Below are 16,021 nucleotides of genomic sequence, written 5' to 3'. Positions count from 1 at the left end.
GAGCACATGGGCGGGGCCGGACCGGTAAACCGGGCCCATGGCGTGGGGCGCGAGCGCATCCTAGGGTTTATTGATTGAACGTTCAATCAATAAAAAGCATAATGGCGGGCAGCCCGATCCTTCGGGTCGCAAACCGTGGAGAGACAATGCCGAAGAAAGGCGTGGAACCGGTACGGCGCGAACAGCTGATCCGGGCCACTTTCCAGACCATCGACGAGATCGGCATGGCCGATGCCACCGTCGCCACCATCGCGAAGAAGGCGGGGTTGTCCAGCGGCATCGTCGCCCACTACTTCGGCGACAAGGACGGCCTGCTCAATGCTGCAATGCGGCAGATCCTGCGCGAACTGAAGGACGCCGTCGCCCGCTACCGCGCCGACGCCAGCGACAACCCGCGCGAGCAGCTGCGCGCCATCGTCGATGGCAACTTCGACGACAGCCAGATCAACGGCACCGCGATGCGCGTCTGGCTCACCTTCTGGGCCGCCAGCATGCACCAGCCGGAACTGGCCCGGCTGCAGCGCGCCAACGACCAGCGCCTGTTCTCCAACCTGTGCCACCAGTTCAACCGCCTGCTGCCCCATCCGCAGGCCCGCCTGGCCGCCCGCGGCCTGGCCGCGATGATTGATGGCCTGTGGCTGCGCGGCAGCCTGGTCGGCGGCCAGTTCAACGCCGAGAAGTCCCGGCGCATCGCTTACGGCTACATCGACTTCCAGTTGCAGGCTGCCGCGCTATAAGCGCTTCAGCACCCGCCCCCTTCCAAGGAGTACGCCCCATGTCCACCCTGCCCGTCCAACAGCTCTACATCCACGGCCAGCGCGTCGATGCCACCAGCGGCAAGACCTTCAAGACCATCAACCCGGCCACCGGCGAGGTGATCGCCGAGGTGCAGGTCGCCAGCCAGGCCGACGTCGAACGCGCCGTGCAGAGCGCAGCCGAAGGCCAGAAGGTGTGGGCCGCGATGACCGCCATGGAGCGCTCGCGCATCCTGCGCCGCGCCGTCGAGCTCCTGCGCGAGCGCAACGACGAACTGGCCCACCTGGAAACCCTGGACACCGGCAAGGCGCTGGCCGAGACCACCACCGTGGACATCGTCACCGGTGCCGACGTGGTCGAGTACTACGCCGGCCTGGCCACCGCCATCGAAGGCATCCAGTTGCCGCTGCGCGAATCGAGCTTCTTCTACACCCGTCGCGAGCCGCTGGGCGTGGTCGCCGGCATCGGTGCCTGGAACTACCCCATCCAGATCGCCATGTGGAAGTCGGCACCGGCGCTGGCCGCGGGCAACGCGATGGTGTTCAAGCCGTCCGAAGTGACCCCGCTGACCGCGATCCGGCTGGCCGAAATCTACACCGAAGCCGGCGTGCCGGCCGGCGTGTTCAACGTCGTGCAGGGCCCGGGCCGCGAGATCGGCCAGTGGCTGACCGAGCACCCGGTGATCGAAAAGATCTCCTTCACCGGCGGCGTCGCCACCGGCAAGAAGGTCATGGCCAGCGCGGCGTCCTCGTCGCTGAAGGAAGTGACCATGGAACTGGGCGGCAAGTCGCCGCTGGTGATCTGCGACGACGCCGACCTGGACCGCGCCGCCGACATTGCGGTGATGGCCAACTTCTTCAGCTCCGGCCAGGTCTGCACCAACGGCACCCGCGTGTTCGTGCCGCGCAGCATGCTGGCCGCATTCGAGGCGGCCGTCGTCGAGCGCGTCAAGCGCATCCGCATCGGCGACCCGATGGCCGCCGAGACCAACTTCGGCCCGCTGACCAGCTTCCCGCACATGGAAAACGTGCTGCGCTACATCGAGAGTGGCAAGGCCGAAGGTGCCCGCCTGCTGACCGGCGGCGGCCGTGCCACCGAAGGCGCGCTGGCCAACGGCGCCTACGTGCTGCCGACCGTGTTCTCCGACTGCCGCGATGACATGACCATCGTCAAGGAAGAGATCTTCGGGCCGGTGATGAGCATCCTCGCCTATGACGACGAAGACGAAGTGGTGCGTCGTGCCAACGACACCACCTTCGGCCTCGCCGCCGGCGTGGTCAGCAAGGACATCAGCCGCGCCCACCGCATCATCCATCGCCTGGAAGCCGGCATCTGCTGGATCAACACCTGGGGTGAATCGCCGGCCGAAATGCCGGTCGGTGGCTACAAGGAATCCGGCGTCGGCCGCGAGAACGGTATCTCCACCCTCGGCCACTACACCCGCATCAAGTCGGTGCAGGTCGAGCTGGGCGACTACGCCAGCGTGTTCTGACCGGCGCGCCCCGAGCACGCCCCATCGTCCGGCCTCCGCGCCGATCCGACATTCCGCCGGGACGCCTGCATGCAGCGCGCCCCGGCCTGCAGGAGACACCCATGAGCACCCATAACGAGTACGACTACATCATCATCGGCGCCGGTTCGGCCGGCAACGTGCTGGCGACCCGCCTCACCGAAGATGCCGATGTCAGCGTGCTGCTGCTGGAAGCCGGTGGCCCGGACTACCGGCTCGACTTCCGTACCCAGATGCCGGCGGCGCTGGCCTTCCCGCTGCAGGGCAAGCGCTACAACTGGGCGTACAAGACCGATCCGGAGCCCTTCATGAACAACCGCCGCATGGACTGCGGCCGCGGCAAGGGCCTGGGTGGCTCGTCGCTGATCAACGGCATGTGCTACATCCGCGGCAACGCGATGGACTACGACAACTGGGCCAGCATGCCGGGCCTGGAAGACTGGACCTACCTCGACTGCCTGCCCTACTTCCGCAAGGCCGAAACCCGCGACATCGGCCCCAATGACTACCACGGCGGTGACGGCCCGCTGCGCGTGACCACGCCCAAGGCCGGCAACAACGAACTGTTCGCTGCGATGGTCGAGGCCGGGGTGCAGGCCGGCTACCCGCGCACCGACGACCTCAACGGCTACCAGCAGGAAGGCTTCGGCCCGATGGACCGCACGGTGACCCCGAACGGCCGTCGCTCCAGCACCGCCCGCGGCTACCTGGACCTGGCCAAGCCACGCCCGAACCTGACCATCGTCACCCACGCGCTGACCGACCGCATCCTGTTCTCGGGCAAGCGCGCGGTGGGCGTGCAGTGGCTGCACCACGACCAGCCGCAGCGTGCCACCGCCCGCCGCGAGGTGCTGCTGTGCGGCGGCGCCATCGCCTCGCCGCAGATCCTGCAGCGCTCGGGCGTCGGCCCGGCCGACCTGCTGCGCAGCCTCGACATCGACCTGGTGCACCACCTGCCCGGCGTCGGCGCCAACCTGCAGGATCACCTTGAGATGTACCTGCAGTACGAATGCAAGAAGCCGGTGTCGCTGGCGCCGGCGCTGAAGCTGTACAACCAGCCGGCGATCGGTGCCGAGTGGCTGTTCCTGGGCACCGGCATCGGCGCCAGCAACCAGTTCGAGGCCGGTGGTTTCATCCGCAGCGACGCCGAGTTCGACTGGCCGAACCTGCAGTACCACTTCCTGCCGGTGGCGATCAACTACAACGGCTCCAACCCGATCAAGGCGCACAGCTTCCAGATGCACGTCGGCTCGATGCGCTCGCCCAGCCGTGGCCGCATCCATGTGCGCTCGAAGGACCCACGCGAACATCCGAGCATCCTGTTCAACTACATGTCGCACGAGCAGGACTGGCGCGAATTCCGCGCGGCGATCCGCATCACCCGCGAGATCTTCGCGCAGCCGGCGCTGGCCCCGTACAGCGGCCGCGAGATCTCGCCGGGCAGTGCACTGCAGACCGACGCGCAGATCGATGCATTCGTGCGCGAGCATGCCGAGACCGCCTACCACCCGTCGTGCTCGAACAAGATGGGCCATGCCGATGACCCGATGGCGGTGGTCGATGGCCAGGGTCGCGTGCACGGCCTGGAAGGCCTCCGCATCGTCGATGCCTCGATCATGCCCCAGGTGGTGACCGGCAACCTCAACGCGCCGACCATCATGATGGCCGAGAAGCTGGCCGACGTGATCCGCGGCCGCACCCCGCTGGCCCGCAGCACCGCGCCGTACTACAAGGCCAACGGCGCACCGGTGCGCAAGCAGGGCTGACGCAAGCGGCCCGGTTGGCGCCACGGTAGTGCCGGCCGCTGGCCGGCACCAACCGGAATCCCGATCGAGCACAGATGCCGGCCAGCGGCCGGCACTACCCAGCAAAGAGGCCCTTCGGGGCCTCTTCGCGTTTTCCCTACGGCGGGGTATGCTGCAATGACCGGCCATTGTCGATACGCTCAGGGCCGGAACCTAATACATCACGATTCCTGGAGGGGGAATATGAGTCTGGATCGTCCCTGGCTGCAGAGCTATCCGAAAGGCGTTCCCGCCGAGATCGACGTCAACGAGTTCCATTCGGTAGCTTCGGTCTTCGACGCTTCCGTCGCGAAATTCCGCGACCGTCCCGCCTACTCCAGCTTCGGCAAGGTCCTCACCTATGGCGAGACCGACGCGCTGGTCAATCAGTTCGCGGCCTACCTGCTGGGAGAGCTCAAGCTCAAGAAGGGTGACCGCGTCGCCCTGATGATGCCCAACTGCCTGCAGTACCCGGTGGCCACCTTCGGCGTGCTGCGCGCCGGCCTGACCGTGGTCAATGTCAATCCGTTGTACACCGCGCGCGAGCTCAAGCACCAGCTGATCGATGCCGGCGTGACCGCACTGGTGGTGGTCGACAACTTCGGCGACACCGTCGAGCAGGTCATCGCCGATACGCCGGTCAAGCACGTGATCACCACCGGCCTGGGCGACCTGCTTGGCGCCAAGGGCGTGATCGTCAACTTCGTGCTGAAGTACATCAAGAAGATGGTGCCCAACTACCATCTCAAGGGCGCGGTGCGCTTCCGCCAGGCGCTGAAGATCGGCAGCCGCCACAGCCTGCCCCAGGTCGAGATCGACCACGACGACATTGCGTTCCTGCAGTACACCGGCGGCACCACCGGCGTGGCCAAGGGCGCGATGCTGACCAACCGCAACCTGATCGCCAACATGCAGCAGGCCTCGGCCTGGATCAGTGCGTCGGGCATCGAGATGGGCAAGGAGTGGATCATCACCGCCCTGCCGCTGTACCACATCTTCGCACTGACCGCGAACGGGCTGGTCTTCATGAAGTTCGGTGGCTGCAACCACCTGATCACCAATCCGCGTGACATGAAGGGCTTCGTCAAGGAGCTCAAGTCGGTGCGCTTCACCGCCATCACCGGCGTCAACACGCTGTTCAATGGCCTGCTCAACACCCCCGGCTTCGACACGGTCGACTTTTCCTCGCTGAAGGTCACCCTGGGCGGCGGCATGGCGGTGCAACGCGCCGTGGCCGAGCGTTGGAAGAAGGTCACCGGGGTGACCCTGGTCGAGGCGTATGGCCTGACCGAGACCTCGCCGGCGGCCTGCATCAACCCGCTCACCCTGACCGAATACAACGGCTCGATCGGCTTGCCGATCCCGTCCACCGATGCCTGCATCAAGGACGACAACAGCGCCATCCTGCCGCTGGGCGAGGTCGGCGAGCTCTGCATCAAGGGCCCGCAGGTGATGAAGGGCTACTGGCAGCGCCCGGAGGAAACCGCCAAGGCGATCGATGCCGACGGCTGGCTGCATACCGGCGACATGGCGAAGATGGACGAACACGGCTTCTTCTACATCGTCGACCGCAAGAAGGACATGATCCTGGTGTCCGGCTTCAACGTGTACCCGAATGAAGTCGAGGACGTGATCGCGATGATGCCGGGCGTGCTGGAAGTGGCCGCGGTCGGCGTGCCGGACGAAAAGTCCGGGGAAGTGGTCAAGGTGGTCATCGTGAAGAAGGACCCGAACCTGACCGCCGAAATGGTCAAGGAGCATGCCCGGGCCAACCTGACCGGCTACAAGCACCCCAAAATCGTTGAATTCCGAAAGGAGCTGCCGAAGACCAATGTCGGCAAGATCCTCCGCCGCGAACTCCGCGATACGCCCGCCCAGTAAGGGTTTGCGGCAATTTGAACGATGCAGGGCCCGGGGCGGAAACGTCCCGGGCCCTTTCGCATGCGACGCCCCTGGGGCGGTGTAGCATCGCAGCGTGTGTGGACCGTTCGGCCCGCCGGCCACCCACCTGACACTGCGGGCCGCATGCCGAGGACCCTTCCATGAGTACCATCGAAAAGCTGCCTTCAAGCGGCTCACCGTTCGCCACCATCCGCACCGAAGACAGCGCCGACGGCGCTGCCCACTGGCTGTTCATGCACGCCGATGCCGCCACTGGGATCCGCCCCTGCTGCCGCAAGGACATGCTCGACGAGATGTGGAGCTACATGGCGGCCATCACCCGCAGCCCTGCCGAACGCCACAGCGGAACATTGCGGCATTTCGTGCTGGCCTCCGATGCCGTCGCCTACAATCTGGGCGGCGACCTGGACCTGTTCACACGCCTGATCCGCGAAGGCAACCGCGACCTCCTGCTGAACTATGCCCAGCGCTGCGTGGAGGGCGTGCACCACCTGCACACCGGGTTCGGCGGCGACGTCCGTTCGATCGCGCTGATCCAGGGTGACGCCCTCGGCGGCGGGCTGGAAATGGCCCTGGCCTGCCACACCATCGTCGCCGAGGAAGGCAGCGGACTGGGCCTGCCGGAGGTGCTGTTCGGCCTGTTCCCGGGCATGGGTGCGTACTCCTTCCTGTGCCGGCGCGTGTCCCCCCACCTGGCCGAGAAGATCATCCTCGACGGCCGGGTCTACAGCGCCGAGGAGATGCACGCGATGGGCGTGGTCGACGTGCTAGTGAAGAAGGGCGAAGGCCGGGCGGCGGTGGAAGACCTGATCCGCCAGCAGCAGCGCACACCGCAGTCCTATCTGGCGATGAACGCCGCACGCGCCATCGCCCAGCCGGTCAGCTACGACGAACTGCTGGAGATCACCAAGGTTTGGGTCGATTCCGCCCTGGCCCTCGGCGACCGTTCGCTGCGCACCATGGACCGCCTGATCAAGGCCCAGACCCGTCGCGCCAGCCTCGACGCGGCCTGATTCATCCCTCCCCCAGGATGGGTTCAAGCCCGGTTGGCCACCGGGCTTTTTTTATGCACCCTGCCGTGGTTCAACGCGCCTCGCCATCGTCGGCAGCGCCGCGCAGCCGGCGTTCGGCCCGTGCCTCCAGCGCGCGCCGGCCTTCCTTGATCGCCTCCTGCAGGATGCCCAGGCGCTGGCGCCATTCGGTCTTCAGCTGCCAGTCGGCCATCCGCATCAGCTCGCCGGCACGGTTGGACGCGCGCATCAGGCCAAGGTTGCTGGCCACGCCCTTGATCGCGTGGGATTGTTCGCGGAACACATCCCACTGCGTGGCCTCACCGGCCTGCTCGGCCTTGCCCATGCAGCCCGCCACGTCCTCCAGGCATTGGCGGATGAACTCACGTTCGAAGCCCTCGCCCATGCCCAGCGAGGCCAGCTCGTCCAGCACGCTGCTGTCGAGCACCCCATCCTGCAGCGCCATCGGTCGCACCACCGGTGCGGCCATGGTCTTCAGCTGGGCGTTGCTGGCGATCTCGGCCAGGGTATCGAGCAGGCGCACCGCCACCACGGGCTTGGCCAGGAACGCATGCGCCCCAGCCTGGGTACAGCGCTGGATCGCCTCGGGCGTGACATCGGCGCTGAGCACCAGCACCGGCGTGCGCGGTCCGCCGCCGGCCTGCATCACCCGCAACTCCTTCAGCATGTCCAGCCCGCTCATGCCCGGCATGTGCAGGTCGACAATGACCGCGTCGAATTCACTGTCGGCCAGCGCATCCAGCACCGCCTCACCGCCATCCACGCACAGCACGCGATGCCCGGCCTTCTGCAGCAGGCGCTGCAGGACCATGCGGTTGGCCTCGTGGTCGTCGGCCACCAGGATCTGCATGCTCCGCACGCGGGCGCGATGGCGCAGGAACGGGTCGGCAAATGCGATCACGTTGCCGCCCGGCCCCACGTCGTCGTCGCCGGTCAGGCTCGGCACCGCACCCGGCACCTGCGGCTGCGGCGGCGCGAACGGCAGCTCGACCCAGAAGTGGCTGCCGCGCGGCGGGTTTTCCAGATAGCCGATGTCACCGTCCATCGCCTCGACCAGGCCCTTGGCGATGGTTGTGCCCAGCCCGGTGCCCTCGTGGCGACGCGCCATGCTGACGTCAGCCTGCTCGAAGGCATCGAACAGCCGCGCACGCATGGCCGGGGCCACGCCGATGCCGGTGTCGAGGATGTCGAAGCGCAGCCGCACCGCGCCACTGGTATCGGCCTGCACCACGCTGACACGGATTTCGACCCGGCCGTGATCGGTGAACTTGACCGCGTTGCCGGCCAGGTTCAGCAGGATCTGCCGCAGGTGCCCGACGTCTCCGCGCACGCGGGGCGGCACACCATCGGCGACCTTCACCCGGTACTCCAGGCGCTTGGCCTTGGCCTGCGGCAACAGGATCAGCCCGATCGCCTGGATCACGTCGGCCACGGCGAAGTCTTCGGCCACCACGCGCAGCTTGCCGGCCTCGATGGCCGAGATGTCCAGCACTTCCTCCACCAGCGCCAGCAGGCTGCGCGAAGACGCCTGGATGGTGTTGAGGCACTCGCGCTGCTCATCGTCCAGGCGCGTGGTCGCCAGCACTTCGGTCATGCCGTTGAGGCCGTTCAACGGCGTGCGGAACTCGTGGCTCATGTTGGCCAGGAAACGGCTCTTGGCCTCGCTGGCACGGCGCGCCTCGGCCATCGCTTCGGTCAGCTGCCGCAGCAGCGTCGAGAAGTACAGCGGCACCGCCGCCAAGCCGAGCCAGAGGCCGATGGCCAGACGGAAATTCTGTTGCCAGTAAGACGTCAGCAGCACCGTGCAACCGAAGCTTACCATCGCCATCGCCACCGCCACGTACAGGTAGTGGTTGCCGAAGCGCATGCCGTTGCCGACCGTCACCCACATCACCACGATGTAAACCCAGGCCAGGGGCTCGCCCATCTGCACCATGCCGGCAGCGATCAGGCCATAGTCGGCGAGCATGCCCAGCACGCGGCGGGGATCGGAACGCGCCGGCCGCCACAGCAGCCAGCCGAACAACAGCAGCGACAGGCTCAGGCCGGTCAATACGATCGCCAGCACGCCCACGTACTGCGTGTGCGGCAGGTCGTGGCGCGGCGCCGGCAACAGCACGTAGGCCAGGATCAAGCTGATCAGGACAATACGGACGATCTGCTGGCCGTGTTCGCTGTCCTGGCGCTGGGACAGGCGCAGCCGCAGCTGCGACAACAGCCGTTTCACGCGCCCAGCCCCGGGCGCGCGGACGCCATCGAATGCTCGGCGCAGATCTGGTCCAGCTGTTCGCGGCCGCGCAGCAGCGCGTCCACGCATCGGGGATCGAACAGCCGGCCACGCTGGGCGTAGAGATAAGCCAGGGTGGCTTCCATGGTCCATGCTTCCTTGTACGGACGGGGCGAAATCAGGGCGTCGAAGACATCGGCGACAGCCACGATGCGCGCTTCCAGCGGAATCGCATCGCCGACCAGCCCATCAGGATAGCCGCTGCCGTCGTAGCGCTCATGATGACGCAGTGCGATCAACGCGCCAACCTGGATGAAACGATTCTGGCTGCCGCTCAGCAGTTCATGGCCAATCCGCGGGTGCCGGCGCATGATCGCCAGCTCCTCCTCGTTGAGCTTGCCCTGCTTGAGCAGCACCGCATCGGGAATGGCGATCTTGCCCATGTCATGCAGCGGCGCAGCCATTTCGATCAGGCGCACCTCCTCCTCGGGCAGCCCGAGCTGTTCGGCAATCAGGCCGGCCACACGTGCCATGCGCTCCAGGTAGGCGCTGGTGCCGGCATCACGGAACTCGATCGCGCGCGCCAGCCGCGACAGCGTTTCGCGCTCCCGCTCTTCGACCTCATGCATGCTGGCCAGCAGGCGCTGCTCCAGCGACAGCGCCCGTTGCTTCACGTTCTCGGTCTGCTGGCGCAGCTGCAGCAGGTTGTAGCAGCGAGCACGCAGTTCGCGCGGGCGGATCGGCTTGACCAGGAAGTCGATGACGCCGGCTTCCAGTGCCGCCTGGCGGATCGGCTCGTCACCGACCACGGTGATCAGGATCACCGGAATGTCGCGGTGCTTGGGCAGGCGACGGAAACGACGGGCGAACTCCAGCCCATCCATCTCCGGCATACGGTAATCGAGCAGCAGCAGGTCGACCGGATGGGCTTCGCACCAGGCCAATGCGGTCAGCGGATCGCCGAAGTCATACACGCTCAGTTCCGGCGCGATGTCTTCGATGACGTGACGCAGCATCGTCCGGGCGGAAGTCTGGTCATCAACGATGACGATATTCAACGCGTACTCTGCCTGGTTTTTCGACCACGCTGGATCATCAGCAGGCGAGGATACTCTGCCGCTGCGAACGCTCGCACCCTGCATCGGCCTGACTCCCGTGTCATGCGTCCCGATTCATGATCGTCATCACAATGTGAAGCGGACTCCCCACACCGTGCCCTCCCCTGACGCCGATCAAGCCATAACAGGCGTCAAGATAGTGCAATTACGATACGCCGAGTGCGGGACGCGTCAATCGCGCCGTCTCGTTTCGGGACGGCGCGCACAATCGGGAGTCAAAAACGCGACTTACTGCTCCGGACGCATGTACGGGAACAGCAGCACATCGCGGATCGAGCTGCTGCCGGTCAGCAGCATCACCAGACGATCGACGCCGATGCCGAGGCCGCCGGTCGGGGCCATGCCGTACTCCAGCGCACGGATGTAGTCGGCGTCGTAGTGCATGGCCTCATCGTCGCCACCTTCCTTCGCGGCCACCTGGGCCTGGAAGCGCTGGGCCTGGTCTTCCGGGTCGTTCAACTCGGAGAAGCCATTGGCCAGCTCCTTGCCGTTGACGAACAGCTCGAAGCGGTCGGTGTAGCCCGGATCACTGTCGTTGGCACGGGCCAGCGGCGAGACTTCCACCGGATGGTCGGTGATGAAGGTCGGCTGGATCAGGGTGTGCTCGACGGTGGCCTCGAAGATCTCAAGCAGCAGCTTGCCCCAGCCGTAGGACGGCTTGACGCGGATGTTCAAGCGCTCGCAATGGCGCAGCAGCGCGTCACGGTCGGTGCAGTCGGCAACCGAGATTTCCGGGTTGTGGTGGCGCACGGCTTCGTCCATGCGCCAGCGGCGGAACGCCGGGCCCAGGTCGATCTTCGCTCCGTCCCACTCGACCTCGGTGCTGCCGTTGACCGTCCTGGCCACGTCACGGATCACGCCTTCGGTCAGGTCCATGATCTCGTTGTACGTGGCATAGGCCTCGTACAGCTCCATCATGGTGAATTCCGGATTGTGGCGGGTGCTGACGCCTTCGTTGCGGAAGTTGCGGTTGATCTCGTACACGCGCTCCAGGCCGCCCACGGTCAGGCGCTTGAGATACAGCTCCGGCGCCACGCGCAGGTACAGGTCCAGGTCCAGCGCGTTGTGGTGGGTGGTGAACGGCTTGGCCGCCGCGCCGCCGGGGATGTAGTGCATCATCGGCGTTTCGACTTCCAGGAAGTCGCGGTTGTCCAGCCACGCACGCATGGCGCGGATGATCTTCGAGCGCTTGATGAAGACCGCGCGCGACTCCGGGGTGACGATCAGGTCGACGTAACGCTGGCGGTAACGCTGCTCGACGTCGGCCAGGCCATGCCACTTGTCCGGCAACGGACGCAGCGACTTGGTCAGCAGGCGGATCGACTCGGCCTTGACCGACAGCTCGCCGGTCTTGGTCCGGGTCAGGCCGCCTTCGACGGCGATGATGTCGCCCACGTCCCAGCCCTTGAACGCGGTGTAGGCATCGCCCAGCACGGCCCCCTGCAGGAACAGCTGGATGCGGCCGGACTCGTCCTGGATCTGCGCGAAGCTCGCCTTGCCCATGATGCGCTTGGCCATCAGGCGGCCGGCCATCTTCACCTGGCGGCCGTTGCCTTCCAGCGCCTCGGCGGTCCACTGCTCGGCATCGGCGAATTCTTCCTGCAGGCGGCCGGCGAAGTCCTCACGACGGAAATCGTTCGGGTACGCGATGCCCTGCCCACGCAGCGCTTTGAGTTTCTCACGGCGCTCGGCGATCAACTTGTTCTCGTCGACGGGGGGGGTATCGGTAGCTTCGCTCATGGATCTGCGGGAATCGTGTAGTGAGGGGGATCTTGCGCCCGGCGCGGCCGGCTCCACAGCATACCAAAACCGCCCTGCCCCGGCCTGGAGAGGGGTCAGATCCCTTTGCGCTGCAAAGGGATCTGACCCCATCAGCGGATCGGCGCCTACGCGTTCCCGGGGAACGCCTGCCGCAGCTCGTCCACCAGCACCCGCTGGTTCTCCGAGTAGTCGACCGGTACGGACACCAGGTGCACCCCGCCCTCGTTGAATGCCGCCTGCAGGGTCGGGATGAACTGCTCGATGGCGGTTACCTCATGCCCCTTGCAGCCATAGGCCTCGGCGTACTTCACGAAATCCGGGTTGCTGAAGGTCATGCCGTAGTCAGTGAAGCCATCCACCGCCTGCTTCCAGCGGATCATGCCGTAGGCGCCGTCGTTGAGGATCAGCACCACCAGGTTGAGCCCCAGCCGGCGCGCCGTCTCCAGCTCCTGGCTGTTCATCATGAAACCACCATCGCCACACACCGCCAGCACCCGGCGCTGTGGATACAGGATCGAGGCCATGATCGCCGATGGCAGGCCCGCGCCCATGGTCGCCAGCGCGTTGTCCAGCAGCAATGTGTTGGCCACCTGGGTACGGTAGTTGCGAGCGAACCAGATCTTGTACATGCCGTTGTCCAGCGCCACGATGCCGTCCGGCGGCATCACCTGGCGCACGTCGTGCACCAGCCGCTGCGGGGTGAAACGGGCCTCCTCGGCACGGTCGGCCAGATGCTCGAGGATGGTCGCGCGCAGCGGCAGCAGCGCGGCGGCATTCGGCACCGCGCCTTCGATGCGGTCGGCCAGCTGGGTCAGCGAACGGCCGATGTCGCCGATCACCTCCACCTGCGGGAAGTACACCTGTTCCACCGCCGCCTGCGAGTAGCCGATATGGATCACGGTCGGCCCGCCCGGGCGCATCACGAACGGCGGCTTCTCGGTGACCTCGTGGCCGATGGTCACGATCACGTCGGCCTGGTCGATCGCCATGTGCACGTAATCGCGCTCGGTGAGCGCTGCGGTGCCCATGTACAGGCCCGAGCCGCCGGCCACCGCGCCCTTGCCCATCTGCGTGGTGAAGAACGGAATGCCGGCGCGCAGCACGAACGCCGACAGCGCCTCGCTGGACTGCGGCCGCGACGCCGCCGAAGCGATCATCAGCAGCGGTCGCTTTGCACTGCGGATGGTCTCTGCCGCCCGATCCAACGCTTCCGGACTGGCGATGGAACGATCCACCGCGTGCGGCGGAACCAGCGCCACGCCTTCGACCTCATCGGCGGCGATGTCTTCGGGCAGCTCCAGCAGCACTGGGCCCGGCCGCTCTTCCTGGGCGACACGGAACGCCTCGCGGACGATGGTCGGGATCGTGCGCGCCGAGACGATCTGCCGTGCCTGCTTGGTCAACGGCTTCATCGTGCCGACGATGTCGACGATCTGGAAGCGCGCCTGCTTGCTGGCGACGATGCCCTTCTGGCCAGTGATCATGATCACCGGCCACGCACCGAGCAGCGCATAGGCGGCGCCGGTGGTGAAGTTGAGCGCGCCCGGACCGAGCGTGGCCAGGCACACGCCGGGCTTGCCGGTCAGGCGGCCATAGGTGGCGGCCATGAACACCGCTGCCTGCTCGTGGCGGGTGATGACCAGCTCGATGCTGGAATGACGAAGCGACTCGACCACGTCGAGGTTTTCCTCGCCGGGGATACCGAAAATGCGCTCGACGCCTTCGTTCTCAAGCGCGGCGACAAGCAGATCTGAACCCTTGGACATTGGAATGCCGTCCTTTTCGCTGGACTGATGGTGGATCGTTGCAGGAAGGAGGGAAGCTGCGCGTCAACGCTTGTCGAACCACACCGTCTGCGCGTTGACGAATTCGCGGATGCCGAAGTGCGAGAGCTCACGACCGAAGCCGCTCTTTTTTACGCCGCCGATCGGCACGCGCGGGTCTGAAGCGGAGAAGCCGTTGACGAACACGCCGCCGGTCTGCAGCCGGCGCGCCAGCTGCATGGCCCGCGCGCGGTCGCCGGTCCACAGGTTGCCGCTCAGGCCGAATTCGCTCTGGTTGGCCAGTTCCACCGCATGGTCGGCGTCGCGGGCGCGACTGATCGAGGCCACCGGCCCGAAGGTCTCGGTATCGAAGGCCTGCATGCCTGGCTCCACGTCGGCCAGCACGGTGGGTGCATAGAAGGCTCCCGGGCGATCCAGCGGGTGGCCGCCAACCAGCAGCCGCGCACCGGCCTCCACCGAAGCCCGTACCTGCGCATCGAGCTGCTCCAGCAGGTCCTGGCGCGCCATCGGGCCGATACGGTTGGCCGGGTCGCGGCCATCGCCGATGGTCAGTGCCTGTACCTTCTGGCAGAACTGCGCCACGAAACGATCATAGACCGCGTCCTCGACGATGATGCGCTTTCCGGCGATGCAGACCTGCCCGGTGTTCTGGAAGCGCGAGGCTACCGCCGCATCAACGGCGGCGTCCAGATCGGCGTCGGCCAGCACGATGAACGGATCCGAGCCCCCCAGCTCCAGCACCACCTTCTTCAGCGCCTGCCCGGCCTGGGCGGCGATGCTGCGGCCTGCGGCCACGCTGCCGGTCAGGGTCACTGCGGCGATGCGATCATCGGCGATCGCGCGGCTGGTGCCCTCGCGGCTGATGTTGGCGGCGATGAAGGTGCCTTCCGGCAGGCCGGCATCGCGCCAGGCCGCGTCGAGCAGCTGCGCGGTACCGACGATGTTCTCGGCCGGCTTCAGCAGGAAGCCGTTGCCGCCCATCAGGATCGGCACCGCCGCACGCATCACCTGCCAGTACGGGAAGTTCCACGGCATGATGCCCAGCACCACGCCCAGCGGCAGGTAGGACACGTAGGCCTTGTCGTCGGGCACCTGGGTCGGTTCGTCGCGCAGGAACTGCGCGCCGTGGTCAGCGTACCAGTCGCACAGCACGGCACACTTCCCGATCTCGGCCAGCGATTCGGCCTGTACCTTGCCCATCTCGGCGGTAGCCAGCGCGGCCAGCTTTTCGCGGTCACGCCGCAGTACGGCGGCCATCGCACGCAGTACGTCTGCGCGCTGTTCGAGGCTCTTGACGCTCCAGGCCGCAAAGCCGACCTGGCCGCGATCGAGGATTGTTTCCAGCTCGGCATCGGTGGCGAAGGGATGGCTGGCGATCTGCTGGCCGGTGGCCGGATCGCGGGAAATGGCGGTGGTGGGGGCAGCGGACATGCAGGGCTCCTGTTGTCTCGGCAACGGGCAGCGGCCCGTCTTCTGCACAGGAATGTGGACCCGATTGGCGGAGGCAACAAGGCGTCTGCTTATCCTGTGACCCGCACTTACCTGTGTGAATGGGGTTATCGGCAGGGCTGCGCCCTGCACCCGCAGAGGCTTCAAGCCAAGCCGAGGCAACGGCAACGGCAACGGCAGAAGCTGGCATTCCGTGGGTTGGCGGGGTGGGTCCGGTTGAGGGGGACGCTGCAAGTACATCCATGTAAGCTCGGTCGCCGCATCCATGCGGCTCACGCCCCCGCAACCGGACCCACCCCACCTTCGACAGAGTTCTGCGATCTGTCGGGACGGCGCTCTGCGTTGCTGTTGGTGGGTGTCGACCTTGGTCGACACAGTAGATCCACGCCATGCGTGGATGACTCATTCGATATCTGAGAGAAAAATCGTGTCGACCAAGGTCGGCACCTACCAACAGCCGCGCGGAACAAAGCCGCAGTTGCCAACAGCCGCGTGAACCTGTCGAAGGCGGGGCGGGGGGGGGCTGGGGGGGGGGCGGCCCCCCCCTGCGGGCGGCCACCCCCCCACCCCCCACAATCGGGGGCCCCCCCCCCCCACACCCCCCCCCCCACAACCCCCACACACCTATTGGTCATGGCGGTGGGGTTGGGCCGTGGAGGGGGGGCCCGCCGGGCGTTAAAACCCCAACCACGGCGCGCG

The 16,021-nt window shown here is 66.5% G+C and carries 10 protein-coding genes; 5 read left to right on the top strand and 5 right to left on the bottom strand.

Translation table 11 applies throughout. The annotated features are described in order from the left end of the window. The first annotated feature begins 146 nt into the window (after window positions 1–146). From betI to WDC87_RS11505, 5 genes are all read left to right on the top strand, one after another. Complete coding sequence (gene betI, locus WDC87_RS11525) at window positions 147–737, top strand: transcriptional regulator BetI (RefSeq protein ID WP_065177626.1); 591 nt, start codon at window positions 147–149, stop codon at window positions 735–737. Between the two features lie 38 nt (window positions 738–775). Further along, on the top strand, window positions 776–2,248 hold the full coding sequence (gene betB / locus WDC87_RS11520) for a betaine-aldehyde dehydrogenase (protein WP_088497664.1): 1,473 nt from the start codon (window positions 776–778) through the stop codon (window positions 2,246–2,248). 101 nt (window positions 2,249–2,349) lie between these two features. Next, window positions 2,350–4,032 carry a choline dehydrogenase gene (betA, locus tag WDC87_RS11515; RefSeq protein WP_072168986.1) on the top strand — a complete coding sequence of 561 codons (1,683 nt, stop codon included), beginning with the start codon at window positions 2,350–2,352 and terminating at the stop codon, window positions 4,030–4,032. A 222-nt stretch (window positions 4,033–4,254) separates the two neighbouring features. Further along, a complete protein-coding gene (locus tag WDC87_RS11510; protein ID WP_065177624.1) occupies window positions 4,255–5,931 on the top strand; it encodes a long-chain fatty acid--CoA ligase in 1,677 nt (558 codons plus the stop codon). Between the two features lie 161 nt (window positions 5,932–6,092). Then, window positions 6,093–6,965, top strand: a complete 873-nt coding sequence (locus WDC87_RS11505) for a crotonase/enoyl-CoA hydratase family protein (RefSeq protein WP_072168987.1) — start codon at window positions 6,093–6,095, stop codon at window positions 6,963–6,965. Window positions 6,966–7,035: 70 nt separating this feature from the next. On the opposite strand, the gene WDC87_RS11500 is transcribed toward WDC87_RS11505, so the two are convergent. From WDC87_RS11500 to WDC87_RS11480, 5 genes are all read right to left on the bottom strand, one after another. Next, window positions 7,036–9,210, bottom strand: a complete 2,175-nt coding sequence (locus WDC87_RS11500; protein ID WP_252744343.1) for a response regulator — start codon at window positions 9,208–9,210, stop codon at window positions 7,036–7,038. Further along, window positions 9,207–10,352 carry a two-component system response regulator gene (locus tag WDC87_RS11495; RefSeq protein ID WP_049435901.1) on the bottom strand — a complete coding sequence of 382 codons (1,146 nt, stop codon included), beginning with the start codon at window positions 10,350–10,352 and terminating at the stop codon, window positions 9,207–9,209. The genes WDC87_RS11500 and WDC87_RS11495 overlap by 4 nt, the downstream gene beginning before the upstream one ends. A gap of 204 nt (window positions 10,353–10,556) precedes the next feature. Then, the gene (gene lysS / locus WDC87_RS11490) at window positions 10,557–12,068 is read right to left on the bottom strand and encodes a lysine--tRNA ligase (protein WP_252744342.1); all 1,512 of its coding nucleotides are present in this window, start codon (window positions 12,066–12,068) and stop codon (window positions 10,557–10,559) included. Window positions 12,069–12,214: 146 nt separating this feature from the next. Continuing rightward, complete coding sequence (locus tag WDC87_RS11485) at window positions 12,215–13,855, bottom strand: acetolactate synthase large subunit (RefSeq protein WP_072168990.1); 1,641 nt, start codon at window positions 13,853–13,855, stop codon at window positions 12,215–12,217. A 63-nt stretch (window positions 13,856–13,918) separates the two neighbouring features. Continuing rightward, a complete protein-coding gene (locus tag WDC87_RS11480; protein WP_252744341.1) occupies window positions 13,919–15,304 on the bottom strand; it encodes an NAD-dependent succinate-semialdehyde dehydrogenase in 1,386 nt (461 codons plus the stop codon). Between the last annotated feature and the right edge of the window lie 717 nt (window positions 15,305–16,021).

The organism is Stenotrophomonas maltophilia group sp. Smal12 (assembly GCF_037079935.1).
Classification (GTDB): Bacteria; Pseudomonadota; Gammaproteobacteria; order Xanthomonadales; family Xanthomonadaceae; genus Stenotrophomonas; species Stenotrophomonas sepilia.
This window is presented reverse-complemented; position numbering and strand designations above follow the sequence as displayed.

Excerpts from the sequence above, each read along its gene's own strand:
- betI (WP_065177626.1), top strand. The coding sequence starts at position 147 with ATGCCGAAGAAAGGCGTGGAACCGGTACGGCGCGAACAGCTGATCCGG.
- lysS (WP_252744342.1), bottom strand. The coding sequence starts at position 12,068 with ATGAGCGAAGCTACCGATACCCCCCCCGTCGACGAGAACAAGTTGATC.
- WDC87_RS11510 (WP_065177624.1), top strand. The coding sequence starts at position 4,255 with ATGAGTCTGGATCGTCCCTGGCTGCAGAGCTATCCGAAAGGCGTTCCC.
- WDC87_RS11480 (WP_252744341.1), bottom strand. The coding sequence starts at position 15,304 with ATGTCCGCTGCCCCCACCACCGCCATTTCCCGCGATCCGGCCACCGGC.
- WDC87_RS11485 (WP_072168990.1), bottom strand. The coding sequence starts at position 13,855 with ATGTCCAAGGGTTCAGATCTGCTTGTCGCCGCGCTTGAGAACGAAGGC.
- WDC87_RS11505 (WP_072168987.1), top strand. The coding sequence starts at position 6,093 with ATGAGTACCATCGAAAAGCTGCCTTCAAGCGGCTCACCGTTCGCCACC.
- betB (WP_088497664.1), top strand. The coding sequence starts at position 776 with ATGTCCACCCTGCCCGTCCAACAGCTCTACATCCACGGCCAGCGCGTC.
- betA (WP_072168986.1), top strand. The coding sequence starts at position 2,350 with ATGAGCACCCATAACGAGTACGACTACATCATCATCGGCGCCGGTTCG.
- WDC87_RS11495 (WP_049435901.1), bottom strand. The coding sequence starts at position 10,352 with ATGCAGGGTGCGAGCGTTCGCAGCGGCAGAGTATCCTCGCCTGCTGAT.